General features: G+C 63.0%; 18 protein-coding genes and 1 pseudogene. 9 read left to right on the forward strand and 10 right to left on the reverse strand.

Annotated elements, in window-relative coordinates:
• Positions 1-3: 3 nt before the first annotated feature.
• Positions 4-1,440, reverse strand: coding sequence for a cytochrome ubiquinol oxidase subunit I (locus tag V7787_RS07785; RefSeq protein ID WP_010955309.1), 1,437 nt, complete (start codon positions 1,438-1,440; stop codon positions 4-6).
• A gap of 343 nt (positions 1,441-1,783) precedes the next feature.
• Between V7787_RS07785 and V7787_RS07790 the strand changes: the two genes are divergently transcribed.
• The 3 genes from V7787_RS07790 (at position 1,784) to trmA (ending at position 5,611) form a co-directional block, all read left to right on the forward strand.
• Entirely contained in the window at positions 1,784-3,004 is a 1,221-nt protein-coding gene (locus tag V7787_RS07790) for an MFS transporter (protein WP_010955310.1), read from the forward strand.
• A gap of 229 nt (positions 3,005-3,233) precedes the next feature.
• The gene (locus V7787_RS07795) at positions 3,234-4,529 is read left to right on the forward strand and encodes an NCS2 family permease (RefSeq protein ID WP_010955311.1); all 1,296 of its coding nucleotides are present in this window, start codon (positions 3,234-3,236) and stop codon (positions 4,527-4,529) included.
• On the forward strand, positions 4,526-5,611 hold the full coding sequence (gene trmA, locus V7787_RS07800) for a tRNA (uridine(54)-C5)-methyltransferase TrmA (RefSeq protein ID WP_004575991.1): 1,086 nt from the start codon (positions 4,526-4,528) through the stop codon (positions 5,609-5,611). Before V7787_RS07795 ends, trmA begins: the two co-directional genes overlap by 4 nt.
• A 137-nt stretch (positions 5,612-5,748) precedes the next feature.
• Here the strand turns inward: trmA and pcaG are convergent, their stop codons facing one another.
• Both pcaG and pcaH read right to left on the reverse strand, forming a co-directional pair.
• A complete protein-coding gene (gene pcaG, locus V7787_RS07805) occupies positions 5,749-6,354 on the reverse strand; it encodes a protocatechuate 3,4-dioxygenase subunit alpha (RefSeq protein WP_010955312.1) in 606 nt (201 codons plus the stop codon).
• A 10-nt stretch (positions 6,355-6,364) separates the two neighbouring features.
• Positions 6,365-7,084, reverse strand: a complete 720-nt coding sequence (gene pcaH, locus V7787_RS07810) for a protocatechuate 3,4-dioxygenase subunit beta (protein WP_009682255.1) — start codon at positions 7,082-7,084, stop codon at positions 6,365-6,367.
• A gap of 200 nt (positions 7,085-7,284) precedes the next feature.
• Between pcaH and ypfJ the strand changes: the two genes are divergently transcribed.
• Together ypfJ and V7787_RS07820 are read left to right on the forward strand one after the other, a co-directional pair.
• Positions 7,285-8,169 carry a KPN_02809 family neutral zinc metallopeptidase gene (ypfJ, locus tag V7787_RS07815; RefSeq protein WP_020193242.1) on the forward strand — a complete coding sequence of 295 codons (885 nt, stop codon included), beginning with the start codon at positions 7,285-7,287 and terminating at the stop codon, positions 8,167-8,169.
• A gap of 171 nt (positions 8,170-8,340) precedes the next feature.
• Positions 8,341-10,260, forward strand: a complete 1,920-nt coding sequence (locus V7787_RS07820) for a methyl-accepting chemotaxis protein (protein ID WP_064491004.1) — start codon at positions 8,341-8,343, stop codon at positions 10,258-10,260.
• A 121-nt stretch (positions 10,261-10,381) separates the two neighbouring features.
• Here the strand turns inward: V7787_RS07820 and ggt are convergent, their stop codons facing one another.
• The 3 genes from ggt to V7787_RS07835 form a co-directional block, all read right to left on the reverse strand.
• On the reverse strand, positions 10,382-12,049 hold the full coding sequence (gene ggt / locus V7787_RS07825) for a gamma-glutamyltransferase (RefSeq protein WP_198748358.1): 1,668 nt from the start codon (positions 12,047-12,049) through the stop codon (positions 10,382-10,384).
• Positions 12,050-12,166: 117 nt separating this feature from the next.
• Positions 12,167-13,063: a LysR family transcriptional regulator gene (locus tag V7787_RS07830; RefSeq protein ID WP_010955316.1), complete on the reverse strand. Its 897-nt coding sequence runs from the start codon at positions 13,061-13,063 to the stop codon at positions 12,167-12,169.
• 183 nt (positions 13,064-13,246) lie between these two features.
• Positions 13,247-13,837 carry an NAD(P)H-dependent oxidoreductase gene (locus V7787_RS07835; protein ID WP_049587100.1) on the reverse strand — a complete coding sequence of 197 codons (591 nt, stop codon included), beginning with the start codon at positions 13,835-13,837 and terminating at the stop codon, positions 13,247-13,249.
• Positions 13,838-14,000: 163 nt separating this feature from the next.
• Between V7787_RS07835 and V7787_RS07840 the strand changes: the two genes are divergently transcribed.
• Positions 14,001-14,315, forward strand: coding sequence for a putative quinol monooxygenase (locus V7787_RS07840; protein WP_198748357.1), 315 nt, complete (start codon positions 14,001-14,003; stop codon positions 14,313-14,315).
• On the opposite strand, the gene V7787_RS07845 is transcribed toward V7787_RS07840, so the two are convergent.
• Complete coding sequence (locus tag V7787_RS07845; RefSeq protein WP_104887055.1) at positions 14,305-15,069, reverse strand: sulfite exporter TauE/SafE family protein; 765 nt, start codon at positions 15,067-15,069, stop codon at positions 14,305-14,307. The genes V7787_RS07840 and V7787_RS07845 overlap by 11 nt on opposite strands.
• A 77-nt stretch (positions 15,070-15,146) precedes the next feature.
• Between V7787_RS07845 and V7787_RS07850 the strand changes: the two are divergent.
• Positions 15,147-16,028: pseudogene (locus V7787_RS07850) on the forward strand (LysR substrate-binding domain-containing protein).
• A 140-nt stretch (positions 16,029-16,168) separates the two neighbouring features.
• Positions 16,169-16,513 (forward strand): cupin domain-containing protein, encoded by a 345-nt coding sequence (locus V7787_RS07855; RefSeq protein WP_003251579.1) that lies wholly within the window; start codon positions 16,169-16,171, stop codon positions 16,511-16,513.
• A 192-nt stretch (positions 16,514-16,705) separates the two neighbouring features.
• On the opposite strand, the gene mmsB is transcribed toward V7787_RS07855, so the two are convergent.
• Both mmsB and V7787_RS07865 read right to left on the reverse strand, forming a co-directional pair.
• Positions 16,706-17,593 carry a 3-hydroxyisobutyrate dehydrogenase gene (gene mmsB, locus V7787_RS07860; RefSeq protein ID WP_010955321.1) on the reverse strand — a complete coding sequence of 296 codons (888 nt, stop codon included), beginning with the start codon at positions 17,591-17,593 and terminating at the stop codon, positions 16,706-16,708.
• A gap of 10 nt (positions 17,594-17,603) precedes the next feature.
• Positions 17,604-19,130: a CoA-acylating methylmalonate-semialdehyde dehydrogenase gene (locus V7787_RS07865; protein ID WP_003251574.1), complete on the reverse strand. Its 1,527-nt coding sequence runs from the start codon at positions 19,128-19,130 to the stop codon at positions 17,604-17,606.
• Between the two features lie 132 nt (positions 19,131-19,262).
• Here V7787_RS07865 and V7787_RS07870 point away from each other — a divergent pair, with 132 nt between their 5' ends.
• Positions 19,263-20,213, forward strand: a complete 951-nt coding sequence (locus tag V7787_RS07870; protein ID WP_064491009.1) for a LysR family transcriptional regulator — start codon at positions 19,263-19,265, stop codon at positions 20,211-20,213.
• 664 nt (positions 20,214-20,877) lie between these two features.
• Here the strand turns inward: V7787_RS07870 and V7787_RS07875 are convergent.
• Complete coding sequence (locus tag V7787_RS07875; RefSeq protein WP_049587103.1) at positions 20,878-21,369, reverse strand: OmpA family protein; 492 nt, start codon at positions 21,367-21,369, stop codon at positions 20,878-20,880.
• Position 21,370 lies beyond the last annotated feature (1 nt).

Raw genomic sequence — 21,370 nt, forward strand, 5'->3', positions numbered from 1 at the left:
GGTTCAGTTCCCCTCGTTCAGGCTGGCAGAGGTGGCCTCGCGGCCATCATCGGCGGCGGACAAAGGCCGTGCCGGCGTGCGTTTCTGGCCTGGGCCTCCCGGTGTGTGCTCGTCACCCTCGCCGGTCTGCGGCCCTTTGCGCACCAGGCGCATCATGTAGCCAAGGCCGGTGCCAAACAGGGCGAAGTACACCACCACGAACGCCACAAGGGTGAAGCCGAGCTGGGCGTAGCTGTGGTTGGAAACACCGTCCGCCGTGCGCATCAGGCCGTACACCACCCAGGGCTGGCGGCCAATTTCGGTGGTGAACCAGCCGGCCAGCAACGCGACCAGCCCGGATGGGCCCATCCACAGGGCCACATGCAGGAACGGGCGTGAACTGTACAGCGTGCCGCGTTTGCGCAACCACAGGCTCCACAGGCCAACGAAGATCATCAGGAAACCAAGCCCGACCATGATCCGGAACGACCAGAACACAATGGTCGAATTAGGCCGGTCCTCGGGCGGAAACTCCTTCATCGCCGGCACCTGCTTGTCCAGGCTGTGAGTCAGGATCAGGCTGCCGAGCGCCGGGATCTCGATCTTGAACCGGGTAGTCTCGGCCTCCATGTCGGGAATGCCGAACAGGATCAGCGGCGTCGGCTCACCGGGCACGTTCTCCCAGTGGCCTTCGATCGCGGCAATTTTCACCGGCTGGTGCTTGAGGGTATTGAGGCCGTGGAAATCGCCGATCACTGCCTGAATCGGGGCGACGATCAGTGCCATCCACATGGCCATCGACAGCATCTTGCGTACAGCCGGGTTGTCACGCCCGCGCAGCAGGTGCCAGGCCGCCGAGGCACCGACGAAGAACGCGGTGGACACGAACGCGGCAGTGGCCATGTGCATCAGGCGGTAGGGGAAGGAGGGGTTGAACACCACCGCAAACCAGTCCACCGGCACCACCCGACCATCGATGATCTCGTGACCTTGCGGGGTTTGCATCCAGCTGTTGGAGGCGAGAATCCAGAAGGTCGAGACCAGCGTACCGAGCGCTACCATCACCGTGGAGAAGAAGTGCAGACCACGGCCGACGCGGTTCCAGCCAAACAGCATGACGCCCAGGAAACCGGCCTCGAGGAAGAACGCAGTCAGTACTTCGTAGGTGAGTAGCGGGCCGGTAACGGCGCCGGCAAAGTCGGAGAAGCGGCTCCAGTTGGTGCCGAACTGGTAGGCCATGACCAGGCCGGAGACGACGCCCATGCCGAAGTTGACGGCGAAGATCTTCGACCAGAAGTGATAGAGGTCACGGTAGACCTGGTTGTGGGTCCGCAGCCATAGGCCTTCGAGGACTGCCAGGTAGCTGGCCAGGCCAATGGTGATGGCCGGGAACAGGATGTGGAACGACACGGTAAAGGCAAACTGCATTCGGGCGAGCTCTAAGGCCTCTATTCCGAACATGGTGCTTCCTCTTCAGATAATCCGGCGTCCGGGCTTGTGGCCCCAGTCGCCCACTGCCCCCACTGGGTCGAGTACGGCGTGTTGGAATTGTTCTGTTCGATCGCAGGGATTCCGGCCAGACGGCCAATTCATTGATCTGGAACGATTGACCCAGATCAATGAATGCTAGGAAGCATAGTCCCGAATGGCCTGGTGGGCCGTGTGGTGGATTGCCGCGTGACCTGTTGCCTCACCCTCTTTGATTAGCAGTGGAAAAGTGCCGACCTGAGCAAACAGTAACCGTTTGTTACAAACAGATGATACGCTGCGCACCCCTCTACTGCGCCGAGGCCCCTGGTTTCCGATGTCCGATTCCGCACCGCAGTTGTTGCGTCACCATCGTCCTTTTCTGGCCTTCTGGCTGGCTCGCGTGTTCACCGCCAGCGGCTTCCAGATGCTCACCGTGGCCATCGGCTGGCACCTCTACCAATTGACCGGCAACGTACTGGACCTGGGCCTGGTCGGCCTGGTCGAGTTCGCCCCACGGGTGCTGTTCATGCTGCACACCGGCCATGTCGCCGACCGCTATGACAGGCGCAAGGTCGCCGCCCTGTGCCAGAGCCTTCAGGGGCTGATTGCCCTGGCGCTGGCGGTGGGCAGTGCCACCGACAACGTCACCCGCGAACTGATCTTTGCCCTGGCCTTCCTGCTCGGCGCCAGCCGCTCATTCGAAATGCCGGCAACCCAGGCGCTGTTGCCCAATGTGGTACCGGCCGGGCTGTTCCCGCGGGCAGTGGCGGCGTCGGCCTCGGCCACCCAGTCGGCGACCATCGTGGCGCCGGCGGTGGGCGGTTTCCTGTATGCCTTTGGCAGCATGTGGGTGTACGGCCCGACGGTGGCCTTGTACGCCATTGCCTGCGTGCTGACCCTGAGCCTGCAGGCGCGCGGCCAGGTCGCCCAGCGCGGGCGCGCCAGCATCGAATCGCTGCTGGCTGGCATCCGTTTCATTCGCAGCCGGCCCGACATCCTCGGCGCCATCTCGCTGGACCTGTTCGCCGTATTGTTGGGCGGAGCCACCGCGTTGCTGCCGGTATTTGCCAAGGACATCCTGCTGACCGGGCCGATGGGCCTTGGCCTGTTGCGCTCGGCGCCAGCGGTGGGGGCGTTGCTGATGTCGCTCTGGCTGGCGCGCTTCCCGTTCCAGCGCAACGTCGGGCGGACGATGTTCACTGCGGTCGGGGTGTTCGGTGTGGCGACCATCGCCTTCGGCCTGTCGACCTCGTTCTGGTTCTCGCTGGCGGTACTGGTGGTACTGGGTGCGGCAGACATGATCAGCATGGTCATTCGCAGCTCGTTCGTGCAGCTGGAGACACCGGATGAAATGCGTGGGCGGGTGAGCGCAGTGAACGGCCTGTTCATCGGTGCCTCGAACCAGCTCGGTGAGTTCGAATCGGGGGTGACCGCGCACTGGTTTGGTACAGTGCCGGCGGTAGTGCTGGGCGGGGTGGGCACCTTGGTGGTGACCGGGGTGTGGATAAAACTGTTCCCTACCCTGGCCAAGCGGGATCGGTTGCATAACGGGTGATGGGTCACCTGTGCCCGCCGCTTCGCGGGCAAGCCCGCGCCTACAGGGGGCGTACCCCGCGCAGGGCCAGAAAAACCCATTCCCCAACGGCCATAGGCCCCCGCCATGCATGCTGGTATGATGCGCGGCTTTTTTCCTCCCCACACAAAACCACAGCATCCGGTACGGTCTGTGCTTTGCTGATGGGGTCGATACATTCATGGCGCCGGGGGCGCCTTGGGGAGCGGGCATGCTGGAAAGGCTGTTTCAACTAAGAGCACACAACACCAACGTGCGCACCGAGATTCTCGCGGGCGTCACCACCTTCCTGGCCATGGCCTACATCCTGTTCGTCAATCCGAGCATCCTCGGCGAGACCGGCATGGACAAGGGCGCGATCTTCGTCGCCACCTGCCTGGCAGCCGCCATCGGCTCCGCTACCATGGGCCTGATTGCCAACTACCCGATCGCCCTGGCACCGGGCATGGGCCTGAACGCGTTCTTCACCTACACCGTAGTACTGCACATGGGCCACACCTGGCAGGTGGCACTGGGTGCCGTGTTCCTGTCAGCAGTGATGTTCTTCCTGCTGTCGATCTTCCGCATCCGCGAGTGGATCGTGAACAGCATTCCGCTGCCGCTGCGTTCGGCGATTGCCGCCGGCATCGGCCTGTTCCTGGCATTGATCGCCCTGCATAACGCCGGCATCGTCGTCGATAACCCAGCCACTTTGGTGGGCATGGGCGACCTCAAGCAGCCTTCGGTGATTCTCGCCACACTGGGCTTCTTCCTGATCGTCGGCCTTGAGTCGCTGAAAGTTCGCGGCGCGGTGCTGATCGGCATCCTGGCCGTCACCGTCGCATCGATCGCCATGGGCGTCACGCCGTTCGGCGGGATCGTGTCGATGCCACCTTCATTGGCACCCACCTTCCTGCAGCTGGACATCGCCGGTGCCCTCGACGTGGGCCTGATCAGCGTGATCTTCGCGTTCCTGTTCGTCGACCTGTTCGACAACTCCGGTACCCTGATCGCCGTGGCCAAGCGCGCCGGCCTGATGGGCAAGGACGGCCACATGCCGAAGATGGGCCGCGCCCTGATCGCCGACAGCACCGCCGCCATGGCCGGCTCCCTGCTGGGCACCTCGACCACCACCAGCTATATCGAGTCCGCTGCGGGCGTGAGCGCCGGTGGCCGCACCGGCCTGACGGCCATTGTGGTTGCCGTGCTGTTCCTGCTGGCGCTGTTCTTCGCCCCACTGGCCGGTAGCGTGCCCGCCTTCGCCACCGCTCCGGCGCTGCTGTTCGTCGCGGTACTGATGGCCTCGGGCCTGGCGGAAATAAACTGGGACGACGTCACCGAAGCCGCACCGGTGGTGGTAACTGCCTTGGCCATGCCGCTGACGTACTCGATCGCCAATGGTATCGCCTTCGGCTTCATCGCCTGGACCGCCGTCAAGCTGATCTCGGGCCGCCACCGCGAACTGAACTCGGCGCTGGTGATCCTTTCCATCCTGTTCGTCATCAAGCTAGGCTGGTTCAACGCATGAGTGCTGCTTTCGACCCCTCCTCCTACGCCACCCAGCTGGATGCCAAAGTGGCCCGGCTGCGCGAGCTGCTGGCACCGTTCGGCGCGCCGGAACCGGCTGTTTTCGACTCACCGCGCGAGCATTACCGCCTGCGCGCCGAGTTCCGCCTGTGGCGCGAGGATGGCCAGCGCCACTACGCCATGTTCGCCCCGGGCGAGAAGCACAAGGCAATCCTGATCGACGATTTCCCCATTGCCAGCGAACGCATCAACGCGTTGATGCCACGCCTGAAGGCAGCCTGGCAGGCCAGCGAAGAACTGGGCAACCGCCTGTTCCAGGTGGAGTTCCTCACCACCCTGGCTGGCGATGCGATGATCACGATGTGCTATCACCGCCCGCTGGACGAGGCCTGGGAAGTGGAAGCACGGCAACTGGCTGAAGCGCTGGGGGTGAGCGTCATCGGCCGCTCCAAGGGCAAACGCCTGGTTATCGGCCGCGACTACGCAGTGGAAAAACTCGATGTGGCTGGCCGCGTGTTCAGTTACCGCCAGCCGGAGGGTGCGTTCACCCAGCCCAACGGCGCAGTGAACCAGAAGATGCTCAGCTGGGCCTTCGAGGCCATTGGCGAGCGTGAGGATGACCTGCTGGAGCTGTATTGCGGCAACGGTAACTTCACCCTGCCGCTGGCCACGCGCGTACGCCAGGTGCTGGCCACCGAAATCAGCAAGACGTCGGTCAATGCCGCACTGAGCAACCTTGACGAAAACGCTGTGGATAACGTGCGGCTGGTACGTTTGTCGGCAGAGGAGCTGACCCAGGCACTGAATGAAGTGCGGCCGTTCCGGCGCCTGGAAGGCATCGACCTGAAGAGTTATCAGTTCGGTACAGTGTTCGTCGACCCACCGCGTGCGGGGATGGACCCGGATACCTGCGAGCTGACCCGTCGTTTCGAGCGCATTCTGTACATCTCGTGCAACCCGGAAACGCTGGCAGCGAACATTGCCCAGTTGCAGGACACCCACCGCATCGAGCGCTGTGCATTGTTTGACCAGTTCCCGTATACCCACCATATGGAGAGTGGGGTTCTGCTGGTTCGGCGCTGATCGTTGTATCGCCGGGGCTGCTTTGCAGCCCATTCGCGGGCAAGCCCGCTCCCACATTGATCGGCGTCGGTGTACGCAGATCGTTGTAGGAGCGGGCTTGCCCGCGAATGGGCCGCATAGCGGCCCCAAGCTTCACCTCAGAAGTCGAAGAAAACGGTCTCCCCTTCCCCCTGAATACGGATATCAAAGCGGTACGCCGTCTTCCCATCCACTTCACAACGCTTGGCAATCAAGGTTTCACGCCGCTGCGGCTGCTCGATCAGGTTGAGCACCGGGCACTTGGCGTTGGCCTGGGCCTCATCATCGAAATACAGGCGCGTGTGCAGGTGGATGTTGATGCCACGGGCAAACAGGCTGATGTTGATGTGCGGCGCCATCGGCACGCCAGCAGCGTTGTTCACCACACCCGGCTTGACCGTTTGCAGCGTCCACTCACCGGCATCGAAGGTGGTAGCCGTGCGGCCAAAGCTGTTGAAGGCGTTTTCCAGGTTGTAGGCATCCTGGTACTCACCGTTGGCGTCGGCCTGCCACACTTCCAGGAACGAGTCGCGCACCAGGTGGCCGTTTCCGTCGTATACGTGGCCGATCAGCAGAATGTGCTCGCCCGGGGCGTCTGGCTTGGCCAGGCAGTTCCAGATTTCCTGGTCGCGGGTCGGGTTGCCGGCGGCTTCCAGGGCCAGGCCGATGTGCACGTAGGGGCCGGCAGTCTGCGAAGGGGTTTCCGGCAGCAGTTCGATTGGCATGGCGGGGTCCTCAGCAGTTTTCGAAGTGGGTCTTGCGCTGGCCGCGCAGCACGATGTCGAAGCGGTAGGCCAGGCAGTCCATCGGGTTGGCGTTGCTCATGTCGAGCTTGGCGATCAACTGCTGCACGGCTTGCGGGTTGGCGATCGACTTGACGATCGGGCACATCGGGATCAGCGGGTCACCTTCGAAGTACAACTGGGTGATCAGCTTGGTGGCGATCGATGGGCCGCTGATGGCGAAGTGGATATGCGCCGGGCGCCAGTCGTTCGGGCCGTTGCGCCATGGGTACGGGCCCGGCTTGATGGTGCGGAAGCTGTAATAGCCGTCACGGTCGGTCAGGCACCGGCCAACACCACCGAAGTTCGGGTCCAGCGGCGCCAGGTAGCGGTCGTTCTTGTGGCGATAGCGGCCGCCGGCGTTGGCTTGCCACATCTCCACCAGAGTGTTCGGCACAGGCTTGCCGTACTGGTCGACGACACGGCCGGCGACGATGATGCGCTCGCCAATGGGCAGGCCACCGTTATTGAAGTTCAGCAGCAGGTCATGGTCGTGGGCGCCGAAGCCCAGATGGGAAAAGTCCGGACCAGTGGTTTCGCTGATCGACTGCGGAATGCTGACCAGTGCCTGGCGCGGCGAGCGGGCAACGGAGGTCTTGTAGTCAGGCGTAAGGGCTTTAGGGTGCCAGTTGCGATCACGGATCACGAAGCGGCTGTTGTCCTGGGCGGGCATGCCGGTTTCCTCTCTTGGAATTGTGAGAACGCCTGGGCGTGGCAGGCGGACTTGCAGTTTCCGGCAGGTCGCGCGCGATGAATATTGAAATCGACCACCTCATACATAACCAAATGGTTATGGCTTAACACCTTTGCCTGACACCTGCCGCTTTCCTGAACTAATCTTTGACTTCTTGTTTCACGCTCGGGAGAGCATTCATGGAATGGCGAAAAGGCCGACGCAGCGACAACGTGGTCGATGCTCGGGGCGAAGGTGGCGGTGGCGGCATGCGCTTCGGCGGCGGCAAGGGGCTGGGGCTCGGGGCGATTCTGCTGATCGTCGGCATCGGCTGGCTCACCGGGCAGGACCCGCTGCAGATTCTTGGCCAGCTCACCGGCCAGCTGGAGCAACAGCAAACGGCCCCCAGTGGTACAAGCGCCAAGGCCCCCCCGGCCAACGACCAGCAGGCCGAGTTCGTCGCCTCGATTCTGGGCGACACCGAGGACACCTGGAAAGCCCTGTTCGCCCAGGCCGGCAAACAATACCGTGACCCCAAACTGGTCCTGTTCAGTGGCCAGGTCAATTCGGCCTGTGGTTTTGCCTCGGCAGCGGTCGGGCCGTTCTATTGCCCGGCGGACCAGCGGGTGTACCTGGACATGTCGTTCTTCCGCGAAATGGAAACCCGCTTCGCTGCAGCGGGCGACTTCGCCCAGGCCTACGTAATAGCTCACGAAATCGGTCACCATGTGCAGACCCTGCTGGGCGTTTCGGCCAAGATCGATGCCGCACGACGCGCCGGCCAGCGCATGGAGGGCGACAACGGCCTGTTGGTGCGCCAGGAGTTGCAGGCTGACTGCCTGGCCGGGGTATGGGCCTACCAGGCGCAGAAACGCCTGAACTGGCTGGAGCCAGGCGATGTCGAGGAAGCGCTGAATGCGGCCAATGCCATTGGCGACGACCGCCTGCAGCAGCAAGGCCGCGGCCGCGTAGTGCCGGACTCGTTCACCCATGGTACTTCCGCGCAGCGGGTGCGTTGGTTCAAGATCGGGTTTGCCGAAGGTGAAGTGAACCGCTGCGACACCTTCAGCGCACGCACCCTCTGATCCCGGGCCCAACAGGGACCAAGTGAGACCATCTGCTGATATTTTGCTGAAAAAGCGTTTCAGCTTCCCCAATCACGGCCGATAACCCCTGCACGAATCAGCGGGCATCCAGAACAACAACGCCTGGCGATCGAAGATCAAGAGAGCGAAATCAACTTCTGGAGAGCGTGCATGAACAGCTGGTTCGCCAACATCAGCGTCAACCTTAAACTCGGCCTGGGCTTCGGCCTGGTGCTGGTCCTCACTGGCCTGCTGGCCCTCACCGGCTGGACCAGCCTGGGCAGCCTGATCGACCGTAGCAACTGGATGGGCGATATTGGCCAGTTGAACAAGGACCTCACCGATCTGCGCATTGCGCGCCTGCAGTACATGATCGCCAACGGCGACGATACCGCCGCCGCCAACACCCTGGCCAAGCTGGACGCATTCAGCAAGCAGCAAGCCTACCTGGCCACCACCTTCAAAAGCCCGGAGAACGTCAAGCTGCTGGGTGAGCTGGGCGATACCATCAGTGCCTACAAGCTGTCGCTGAACAAGATGCGCCAGGGCTACGACGCCACCCGCGCAGCGCGCGTTTCCATGGACAGCTCGGCCATCCGCGCCGACCAGGCCATGGATGCGCTCAGCCGGGAGGTGATGGCTCGCCCCGAGGCTGACAGCGTGCGCCTGGCCCAGTACCAGCTGATCAGCAAGGCCCGCCAGCAACTGCTGCAGGTACGCATCGATGTGCGTGGCTACATCGCCGACAACAGCAGCGCCAACGAGCAGGCCGCCTTGCGCCAGCTGGATGCAGCACTGGCCGATACCGACAACCTCAAGCGCCAGCTGCCCAGCGAAGATGCGCGCCTGCAACAGTTCGAAAACGCAGTACTGGCCTATCGTGACGCCGTACGCCAGTTCCGCGACGCGGTTGCCAACATCACCACCTCGCGTGCCGAAATGACCGTGCAGGGTGCCGACATCGTCAAGCGCAGCGACGCGTTGTACCAGATCCAGCTGGAGCGCCGTGACATCGAGAGCACCCAGGCCCGCAGCCTGCAGGCCATCGCCACACTGCTGGCGCTGCTGGTCGGCGTGCTGGCGGCGGTGCTGATCACCCGCCAGATCACGCGCCCGTTGCAAGACACCCTGGTGGCCGTGGAAAAAATCGCCAGTGGCGACCTTACCCAGCACATGCGCGTCACCCGCCGTGACGAACTGGGCGTGCTGCAGCAAGGCATCGCGCGCATGGGCACCACCCTGCGCGAGCTGATCAGCGGCATCCGCGATGGTGTCACCCAGATTGCCAGCGCCGCCGAAGAGCTGTCGGCAGTCACCGAACAGACCAGCGCGGGCGCCAACAGCCAGAAAGTCGAGACCGACCAGGTGGCCACCGCCATGCACGAAATGGCCGCTACCGTTCAGGAAGTGGCGCGCAATGCCGAGCAGGCCTCACATGCAGCCACCGGAGCCGATGACGAAGCCCGTGCCGGCGACCGCGTGGTGGGCGAAGCGATCGGCCAGATCGAACGCCTGGCCGAAGACATGCACCGCTCCACCGAGGCCATGAACCTGCTGCAGCAGGAAAGCCAGAAAATTGGCAGCGTGATGGACGTGATCAAGTCGGTGGCCGAACAGACCAACCTGCTGGCGCTCAACGCAGCGATCGAGGCGGCGCGTGCCGGCGAGGCAGGCCGTGGCTTTGCCGTGGTTGCCGACGAAGTGCGCGGCCTGGCCCAACGCACGCAGAAGTCTACCGAAGAGATCGAAGAGCTGATTGCCAGCCTGCAGCACGGTACCCAGCAAGTGGCGAATGCCATGCAGGGCAGCCGTGCCCTGACCGACAGCAGCGTCGAACTGGCGCGAAAGGCCGGGTCATCGCTGGAGAGCATCACCAGTACGGTATCGAGCATCCAGTCGATGAACCAGCAGATTGCTGCGGCGGCAGAGCAACAGAGTGCGGTGGCTGAAGAGATCAGCCGAAGCATCCTGAATGTGCGTGATGTGTCAGAGCAAACCGCAGCAGCCAGTGACGAGACGGCAGCGTCGAGTGTGGAGCTGGCGCGGCTGGGTGGGCAGTTGCAGACACTGGTCAGCCAGTTCCGCGTCTGACCGTTGGCACCTGGGGCCGCTTTGCGGCCCTTTCGCGACTCAAGGCCCCAACGCAGGTCCTCGTGGGAGCGGCCTTGTGTCGCGATAGGAGGGCAAAGCCCTCCCGGCGTGCTAACAGGTACTACTTGACGATCATCCCCACCCCACGCCCACGTGGGTCGGAAGCGGTCTCAAGCTTCGCCCCATCGACGCGGATCGCCTGGATGTCGCCCATCTCCCAGCCCTGGTCCTCCAGCACATAGCCCATCTTCTTCAGCTCATCAGCTACCGGCCCGGTCAATGGCGAATAGCTGTCGAAGTAGATGGTGTCCTTGGGCAGTAACTGATGGTGCACGCGCTGCGCCGCCACCGCCTTGTCCAGCGGCATGCCGTAGTCGTACAGGTTGTTCATCACTTGGAAGATCGAGGTAAAGATCCGTGAACCACCCGGGGTACCGATAACCAGCTCGACCTTGCCATCGCGGGTCATCAGGCTGGGGCTCATCGACGACAGCATGCGCTTGCCCGGTTCGATCGCGTTGGCATCACCGCCGACCACGCCAAAGGCGTTCGCCGCCCCCGGCTTGGCGCTGAAATCATCCATCTCGTCGTTGAGCAAGAAACCGGCGCCCTTCACCACCACACCACTGCCGTAGTCGAGGTTGAGGGTGTAGGTATTGCTGACCGCGTTGCCCTGCTTGTCGACGATCGAGAAATGCGTGGTCTGGTGCGGTTCAAGGCCCGGCTTGACCTTGTCGGTGTCGGAAATGGCCTTCGGGTTGACCTGAGCTGCGCGCTTGGCCAGGTAATCCTTGGCCACCAGCTGGTCCACCGGCACCTTGGTGAAGGCCGGGTCGCCCAGGTAATCGGCGCGGTCGGCGAACACCCGCTTTTCGATCTCGGCCAACAGGTGGATGTATTGCGCCGAGTTATGCGCCACCCCTTTGAAGTCGGCCGCGCGGTCTTCCTTGATGCCCAGCAACTGGGCCAGCGCCACACCGCCCGAGCTCGGCGGTGGCGCGGTATACACCACATTGCCACGCCAGCTCACGGCCATCGGTTCACGCCATACCGCCTTGTAATCCTTCAGGTCTTCTTTGGTAATCAGGCCTTTGTCAGCCTGCATCTGCGCCACCAGCAAATCGGCGGTCTTGCCTTGATAGAACTCGCTCACGCCCTTGTCGGCTATGCGCTCCAGGGTCTGGGCCATTTCCGGCTGCTTGAACAGCTCGCCGACCTTCATGTTGCCGAAGTAATCGTTGAAGTTGGTCGCCGTCTTGAACATGCCTTGGGCATCGTTGCGGTACTGGTACTGCTTTTCCGCCACCTTGAAGCCGTTTTTCGCATAGCCGATGGCCGGGGTCAGCAACTCGCTCCAGGGCAGCTTGCCGAACTTCTGGTGCGCCTCCCACAGGCCCATTACCGTACCGGGTACGCCTGCGGCGCGTGCCCCGACCAGGCTGAGGTTCTCGATGACCTCGCCCTTGTCGTCCAGGTACATGTTGCGCGTGGCGGCCTTGGGCGCGACTTCGCGGTAGTCGAGGAAGTAAGGCTTGCCATCGACGAACAGGGTCATGAAGCCGCCACCGCCGATATTACCGGCCTCTGGGTAAGTCACCGCCAGGGTAAAGGCGGTCGCCACTGCCGCGTCCACCGCGTTGCCGCCCTTTTTCAGAATATCGGCGGCCACCTGTGCGCCATATTGATCGGGGGCGGCCACCGCGCCGCCCTCCAGGGTGGCGGCGTAAACCGAGGAACAGCTCAGGATCGCGGCTGCGAGAGCCAGGTACTGGAACGGGACAATACGCATGACACTTCCTTGGTGTTGTTTTTGTTGATCAGTCAGTAAGGCCGAAGCGCTTCGACTGTGCAATCAACCGTCGGAAGTTTCGCCGCCTGTGGACAGGATTTGTCGCGATCAGGCAACTCAGCAGGCGTACATCGCCAGCTTGCGCTGGATGAAATCCAGGAAGCACTGGATGCGCAGCGCCAACTGGGTGTTGCGGTAATACACCGCGTGGATCGGCTGACGGTAGCCATTGTTGGCCTCGCTCAGCAGCACCTGCAGGCGCCCTGTGCGGATATCTTCGTGGGTCATGAAGTGCGACAGGCTGACGATGCCCTCCCCGGCCAACGCCAGCTGGCGCAGGGTTTCGCCGCTGGAAGCGACCAGCGTCGGGCGGATGCTCCAGCGATCGCCCTGAGCGTGGCGTAGCGGCCAGTGATTGAGCGACTCAGGTTGGCTGAAGCCGAGCAGACAGTGGTTGGCCAGGTCCTCGACCTGCCGTGGCGTGCCGTGCTGCTCCAGGTAGGCCGGACTGGCCAGCACCTGCACCGGACTGCAACCCAGGCTGCGCGCGTGCAGGCTGGAGTCGGCCAGCTCTCCGATGCGTATCGCCACATCAGTGCTCTGCTCCAGCAGGTCGATGATCAGGTCGTCGGTGTTGAGCTCCAGTTCGATGCCTGGGTACTGGCGGCGGAACTCGCCGATCCAGGGCAGGATGGCATGCAGCATGAACGGCGCAGCGGCATTGATGCGCAATCGCCCGGTCGGGGTCTGGCGGTTCATCGACAGACGCTCTTCCATCTCGTCCATCTGCTGCAGGATCAGCCGCGCGCGCTCAAGAAAGTAGCGCCCCTCTTCGGTAAGGTCCATGCGCCGGGTGGTGCGGTTGACCAGCGTGGTGCCCAGCTTGCCCTCCAGACGCGACAAGGTGCGGCTGACGGCAGACGGGGTCTGGCCCATCTGCTCGGCAGCAGCGGAAATCGAGCCGCAGTCGATGACGGCGACGAATACCTGGAGTTCTTCGGATCGGGTTTTCACATCAGGGCCTGTGGTTGGTCTGTGCAAGGATTAGATAACCGCTTGTCGAGGCCAAGTCCAGCAGCGCCTGTACGGGCCTCTTCGCGGGCTTGCCCGCTCCCACAAGTACTGCAAAGTCCTTGAAACCTGCGTAATACCTGTGGGAGCGGGCAAGCCCGCGAAGAGGCCGGTACAGACATAAAATTACTGTGCCTTGCCAAACACCTTGTCCAGATGGGCCTCATAAGCTGCCAACGCCGCCGGCACATCCGGGCGCTTCATCACATCCACAGCCAGGAAGGTCGGCAGGCCGGTCATGCCCAGGAACTGGTTGGCCTTGTGGAACGGGAAATACACGGCATCCACCCCTTTGCCTTCAAAGAAATCGCTCGGGTCATCGAACGCCTGCTGCGGCGCGTTCCAGGTCAGCGACAACATGTATTGCTTGCCGTGCACCAGACCACCGCTGCCGTATTTCTGCGAGTGGTCAGAACGGGTACGACCGTCATTGGCATACAGGCTGCCGTGACCGGCAGTGAACACCTCGTCGATGTACTTCTTCACGGTCCACGGCGCGCCCATCCACCAGCCGGGCATCTGATAGACCACCACATCGGCCCAGAGGAATTTCTCCACCTCTTCCTGGGCATCGTAGCCGCCGTCGATGAACGTCTGGCGCACATCGAAACCGGCGCGGTCCAGGTGAGCGATGGCCGCTTCGTGCAAGGTCGCGTTGAGGCGGCCTTCGGAGTGAGCGAACTGTTTACCACCATTGAGCAGAAGGATCTTTTTCATGCTGGCCTCCACGGCCGAATCAAAAATTGATGCCGGCAGGTTAGAGGCTCGCGGGGGCGGGATACAGCGGTGACGGGGCAAAATACAATTGACCAGAAGTCACGAATGAGCAATGCATTATTGCCGTAGAATCGACTCACCACCCATCACCGAGTAGCGCCCCATGAGTGAGCCGTTCGCCTTTATCCTCAAAGCCAAGACCCGCCCGGAAATGGCTGATGCATTCGAAAACCTGTTCCGTCCCTACGTCGAGCCAAGCCGCCAGGAACCCGGCTGCATCGAGTACCACATGCTGCGCGACCAGCAGGACCCAAGCCTGTTTGTGTTCTTCGAAGTGTGGGCCGACAAGGCCGCGCTGGACGTGCACTCGGCCCTCCCGCACATGGCCGCCTTCTTCGAAAGCCGCATGGATTACCTGGAGCGCGATTTCGATATCCAGAGGGTCGACATGCTCAGCGCTTCGTCCGCTAGCCGTTGATCAGCAGGTGGCCGCCGAGGGCGGCCAGGCCGATGAAAAAGCAACGCTTGAACAGCAGCGCGCTGATCCGCTGACGCAGCCACTGGCCCGCCAGCATGCCGAGCAAGGCCGGCGCCAGCATCAGCAGCGACGCCCCCAGCGCCTGGCCACCCAAGGCATCCTGCCCGGCCAGGCCTAGGGCCAAGGCCAGGGTCGATACCGTGAACGACAGGCCCAGGGCCTGGATCATCTGCTCGCGGCTCAAGCCCAGGCTCTGCAGGTAAGGCACCGCTGGCATCACGAACACTCCGGTCGACGCGGTGACCACACCCGTGACCAGCCCGCAAAGCGGTCCCAGCCAGCGCTCGTGTCCCGGGGCTACCTGCAAGCCCGGGCCGACCAACCCATACAACGCATAGACCAGCAAGGCGCCCCCCAGCGCGTGCGCAGCCCAGGGGCCACTGTTGATTCCCAGCCAGGCGCTGCCCAGCAAGGTGCCGACAAAAATCAATGCCAGCATCGGCCCCAGGCGGACCAACAACCCTCGCAGATGCCCGCCGCTGGCCAGCTGCCACAGGTTGGTGAGTGTCGAGGGCACGATCAACAACGCGGCAGCCTGCGCCGGTGGCATAGCCAGGCCCAACAGGCCCATGGCAATGGTCGGCAGGCCCAGGCCGATGACCCCCTTCACTGCGCCAGCCAGCAGAAAGGTCAGTACAACCAGCAACGAGAGTGCCGGGCCAATGTTCTGATAGAAAGCGAGCAAGGTCGTCATGGGCCGATGATGCCGTGCCCCGGGCGACGCGAGAATCTGCCATATACTCAGCCAGCCTCTTGCCAGGACAGAGCCACATGCATTTCGACCTGATCGACCTAAAGCTGTTCCAGCACACCCTGGAGTGCGGCAACATTACCGCCGGCGCCAGCCGCAGCCATCTGTCGCTGCCGGCAGCCAGTGCGCGCATTCGCGCCATGGAAGCATCGCTGGGCATTCCCTTGCTGGAACGTAACCGCCGTGGCGTACAACCAACGCCGGCTGGCCAGGCACTGTTGCAGCATGCACGGCTGATAACGCAGCAGGTCGAACGCCTGCAGTTCGACTTGGGACTGTACGCGCAAGGGCAGCAAGGCTAGGTGCGCCTGCTGTGCAACACCGCAGCGCTGACCGAATACTTGCCCGAACTGCTGGCCAGCTATCTGGCTGAGAACCCGGGCGTCAGCGTGGATGTGCAAGAGCTGCCGAGTTTGCGCATCGTGCAGGCAATTACCCAAGGCATGGCCGACCTGGGCATCGTGTCCACAGCCGCCCCCAGCGAGCACCTGCAGACCCGGCCGTTTCGAGATGACCCGCTGGTGCTGGTGACGCCACAGGGCCACCCCCTGGCCAGTGCGCTGGCGCCAAGCTTCGTCGACAGCCTGGCCCATGGCTATGTCGGCCTGGGGGCCGGCAGTGCATTGGGGTTGTACCTTGAAGAGCAAGCGCTGCACGAGGGGCAGCGCATGCAGGTCCGGGTGCGTGCGGAGGGGTTTGATGGGGTGATCCGCATGGTCGCGGGCGGGGCCGGAATCGGGGTGGTGCCGCTGGCAGCAGTACAGCGCTGGCAAGGCATGCTGCCGTTGCACTGGGTGGCGCTGCAGGAGCCATGGGCCAACCGCCGGCTGCTGGTGTGCGCACGGGATTTTGCGGCATTGCCGGGCTATGCCGCAGAACTGGTAGCCACCTTTACCGGCTGACGCGTAGGGCGCACACCACTGTCGAGGCAAACCGCCCGCCATAGCGCGGGCAGACACCTGGACGTCGAGCCCAGGCAACTGCGGCGCGGCCGTTGGGCCTATGGTGACCAGTCATTCAGCCAGTCACCAGGAGTTGTGCCATGTCCGATTTCATCACCGTCCTGCGCGAAACCTGCCCGACGCCGGTCGTGGACGCCACCAAGTGGAAGCGCATCGGCGGCGATCCGCACACCGTCAACCTCAATGCCTACCTGTCGGCCGACGGCAGCAAGATCATGGGCACCTGGATCTGCACCCCAGGCAAGTTCGAGGTCAACTACGATAAATGGGAGTTCTGCCACTTCCTCGATGGCTACTGCATCATCACCCCGGAAGGCGAAGAGCCCAAGCACCTGAAAGCGGGTGATGTGTTCGTGATCGAACCGGGCATGAAAGGTACGTGGGAAGTGGTCGAGACTGTACGTAAGTATTTCGTCTTCGCCTGACTTGCAGGCGCGGGTTTACCTGCTAATGCGGCGGTGAGGCTTCTGTCGCATTCGCGGGTGAACCCGCTCCTACTACGGCCGCGCACTACCTGTAAGCGTGGACAAAAAATATCGCGGAGCAGACGCCCTTCCCTCTGGTGCGCAGTTACAGAGGGAAGGCCACCTGGCCCGCGATGAAGTCCACCTCTTGCATCAATCCTTCTTGCGATAACCCTCGACGATGGCCGAGAAGTCCTTGCCACCCTCGCCTCGCAGGCTCATGGCCTGGTACAACTGCTGGGCAACGGCACCGAGAATCACCGGTTGGTGTGCCTGGCGTGCCGCTTCGGTGGCCAGCCCCAGGTCCTTGAGCATGAGTTCGGCGCCAAAGCCACCGGTGTAACCACGCGATGCCGGAGCGGTTTCGATGATGCCCGGCCACGGGTTGTAGGTATCCGAACTCCAGCAACGCCCGGTCGAACTGTTGATGATGCCGGCCAGCACCTTGGTATCGATGCCCAACGCGTTACCCAGGGCCATGGCCTCGGACACGCCGATCATCGAAATGCCTAGCAGCAGGTTGTTGCAGATCTTGGCGATCTGGCCGGTACCGACTTCCCCGCAGTGCACGATGTTGCGGCCCATCTGCTCCAGTACCGGCTTGAGGCTGGCGAACAACTCGGTACTGGCGCCGACCATGAACGTCAGGGTGCCGGCCGCCGCGCCGCCAGTACCACCGGAAACCGGCGCATCCCCCATGTCCACGCCCTTTGCCGCTGCGGCCTTGGACACGTCACGTGCGGTCTGTGGGTCGATGGTGCTGCAGTCAACGGTCGGCGTGCCAGGACGAATACCGGCCAGTACGCCGTCCTCGTTCAAGTACACGCTACGCACATGGGCTGCGGCCGGCAGCATGGTGATCACCAGCTCGCTGTTGGCCGCCGCGTCCTTGGGCGAGGGGCTGATCTGCCCGCCCAGTTCTGCCAGCTCGGCCAGCACGGCCTTGTTCAGGTCGAACAGGTTCAGCTGATGCCCGGCCTTGATCAGGTTGCGGGCCATGGGCGCGCCCATGTTGCCCAGGCCGATGAATGCGATACGCATGACGTACTCCTTAGCGCAGGCTAATGGTGGTGTTCACACCGTCGTTGACGCTGTCGTCATCGAACCAGCGAGCAGTGACGGTCTTGGTCTGAGTGTAGAACTGCACCACTTGCTTGCCGTACGGCCCCAGGTCACCGAGTTTGGAGCCACGCGAACCGGTGAAGCTGAAGAACGGTACGGGTACCGGGATCGGGATGTTGATGCCGACCTGGCCAATATCGATTTCGCTCTGGAACTTGCGTGCTGCCGCGCCGCTCTGGGTGAACAGGCCGGTGCCGTTGCCGAACGGGTTTGCATTGACCAGGGCGATGGCCTCGTCGAGCGTGTCGACTTCCAGGGTCACCAGCACCGGGCCGAAGATTTCCTGGGTATACACCTGCATGTCGGTCTTCACGCCCGAGAACAGGGTCGGGCCGACGAAGTTGCCTTGCTCATAGCCCGGTACCTTGACGTCACGGCCGTCGAGTTCCAGCTTGGCGCCTTCCTTGATACCGCTTTCGATCAGGCCCAGCACACGCTCCTTGGCACGCTTGGAAACCACCGGGCCAACGTCGGTGCCCGGCTCACAGCCAGCATTGACCTTGAGCTTGCTGGCAGCCTCCTTGATATCTGGCAACCATTCGCGGGCCTTGCCCACCAACACCGCCACCGAGGTAGCCATGCAGCGCTGGCCCGCCGCGCCAAAGGCAGCACCCACCAGCGCATTGATGGTTTGTGTGCGGTTGGCATCAGGCAACACCACCGCGTGGTTCTTGGCGCCCATCATTGACTGCACACGCTTGCCATGCTGGCTGCCAAGGTTGTAAACGTGCGTGCCGACTTCAGTAGAGCCCACGAAGGAAATCGCCTTGATGTCCTGGTGGGTGCAAATGGCATCCACCACCTGCTTGCCGCCGTGCACCACGTTCAGCACGCCGGCCGGTACGCCGGCTTCCAGCGCCAGCTCGACCAGAAGCATGGTCGACAGCGGGTCCTGCTCGGACGGTTTGAGCACGAAGGTGTTGCCGCAGACGATGGCCATGGGGAACATCCACAGCGGGATCATTGCCGGGAAGTTGAACGGGGTGATGCCAGCGCATACGCCGATCGGCTGGCGCAGGGTGTAGGTATCGACACCGCCGGCGACGTTCTCGGCGAATTCGCCCATCTGCAGGGTACCAATGGACGCAGCGTGCTCGACCACTTCCAGGCCGCGGAAGATATCGCCTTCAGCGTCGGCCAGGGTCTTGCCCTGCTCGGCGCTGAGCACCTGGGCAATGCGTTTGGTGTGTTCGCGGATCAGCGCCTGCAGCTTGAGCATGATGCGCATGCGCGCGCCGATCGGGGTGTTACGCCATGTCTGGAAAGCGCGGTGAGCAGCGGCCACGGCTGCATCGACTTCCTCGACGGTGGCGAACGGTACGCGCGCCAGCACCTCTTGGGTGGCCGGGTTGACGATGTCACGCCATTCGGTGGTTTTGGACTCGACCCACTGGCCGTCGATCAGCAGCTTGACCTGCTCGACCTTGGTGCTGTTAGGGGATTGCGGTGCGTTCATCTGCGTTCTCCTTGGAATTGTTGTCGGGACGAGATCGCCAGCGCCGGGCAAACGCGGGGTGGCGTCCTGAGGCTTGTTTCGAGTATAGATGTGCAAACATCCAACAAGAACGCACAAAAAAACCGGATCATCATGCAAAAAGACCTCACATCCCTGAGCGCGCTCAACTGGGACGATTTGAAGTTCTTCCTCGAAGTGGCTCGCACCCGCAAGGCCAGCAGTGCAGCCAAAAGGCTGAGCGTGGACTACACCACCGTGTCGCGACGCATCAGCTCGCTGGAGGGCGCGCTGGGCACCTTGCTGTTCGAAAAATCGCGGACCAACGGCTTTGTGCTGACCGCCGAGGGCCAGCGCCTACTGGGCTATGCCGAATCGATCGAGAGCACGCTGCACATGGCTTGCGAGCAGGTGTCCGGGTCGGGGGTGGCGTTGTCGGGCCATGTGCGCATGGGCTGCACGGAGGGCTTTGGCAGCTTTTTCATCACGCCGCAGCTAAGCCACTTCGTCGACGCCTACCCGGCAATTTCGGTGGACATCCTGCCGCTGCCGCACTTCATCAGCCTGTCCAAGCGTGAAGCGGACATCGTCATCGCGCTGGAGCGGCCCGAGCATGGGCCTTATGTGTGCTGCAAGCTGTGCGATTACCGCCTGCGGCTGTATGCCACCCAGGGCTACCTGGACAGCCACGCGCCGATCCGCCAGGTGACGGACCTGGCCAAACACCCCTTCATCAGTTACGTGGATGACCTGGCGTTCAGCTCCGAGCTGCTGTACCTGGCCAACCTGATCCCCAACGCCAGCGCACATTTGCGCAGTACCAGCGTGATCGCGCAGTACACGGCAGCGTTGCAGGGGCGTGGGCTGGCGATATTGCCGTGCTTCCTCGCCGCGCAGGACCCGCGATTGGTCACGGTGTTGCCGGAGGAGATCGAGGTGACGAGGCAGTTCTGGATGTATTGCCGGGAGGATTTGCGCAAGTTGAAGCGCATTACCCTGCTGTGGGATTACATCCGCGGGGTGACCGAGGCGAATGCGCCGTTGTTGATGGGGCAAACCCGCGAGATGCACTTTGCCCAGGACTGATGGGCCTGCGCATTTTCAAGGACAAGCACAGATCCTGTGGGGGCTTGCCCGCGAACACCGGCGAAGCCGTGCCAAGCACCGCGTCGCCTGCTTCGCGGGCACGCCCGCTCCCACAGGGGATATGTGACCGATGGGCCTGCGCATTTTCAAGGACAAGCACAGATCCTGTGGGGGCTTGCCCGCGAACACCGGCGGAGCCGGTGCCAGATACCGCGTCGCCTGCTTCGCGGGCACGCCCGCTTCCACAGGGGATATGTGACCGACGGGCCTGCACATTTCCAAGGACAAGCACAGATCCTGTGGGAGCGGGCTTGCCCGCGAACAGCGGCGAAGCCGGTGCCAGACACCGCGTCGCCTGCTTCGCGGGCACGCCCGCTTCCACAGGGGATATGTGACCGACGGGCCTGCGCATTTCCAAGGACAAGCACAGATCCTGTGGGGGCTTGCCCGCGAACACCGGCGAAGCCGGTGCCAGATACCGCCTTGCCTGCTTCGCGGGCACGCCCGCTCCCACAGGGGATATGTGACCGATGGGCCTGCACATTTCCAAGGACAAGCACAGATCCTGTGGGAGCGGGCTTGCCCGCGAACACCGGCGAAGCCGGTGCCAGGCACCGCGTTGCCCGCACCTACAGGGACTATGTGACAGCCCGAGCGGCAACGATCAGTAGGACGCTACCACGATGGACACCCGACGGTTCTCGGTACGCCCGGCGCTGGTGCGGTTGTCCGCTACCGGCTGGCTGCTGCCCAGGCCGCGGCTCTGAATGTTCTGCGCCTGCATGCCAATCCCCACCAACGCCTTGGTCACACTTTGCGCGCGGCGCTCGGACAGCTGCTGGTTATACGCCGCCTTGCCCGACGAGTCGGCATGCCCGTCCACCCGCACGCCCTGGATACCCACGCCCAGCAGCGCCTTGCCGATGCGCTCGACAATCGCCTGGCTCTGGCCGTTGAGGCTGTCCAGATCGCTGCCGAACAGCACTTTGCCAGACAAGTCGTAGGCCCAACCTTCATCGGTCGGGGTGAAACCTTCGCGCTTTAGCACGGCAATCTGTTCTGGGGTAAGGCCCTTTTGGGGTGCGCTCTGGCACCCCGTCAGCGCCAGCATGGCGAACAACAAGGCCCAAAGCGGAAAACGTAAAGCGTGCATCACG

This window comes from Pseudomonas sp. CGJS7 (assembly GCF_036961695.1).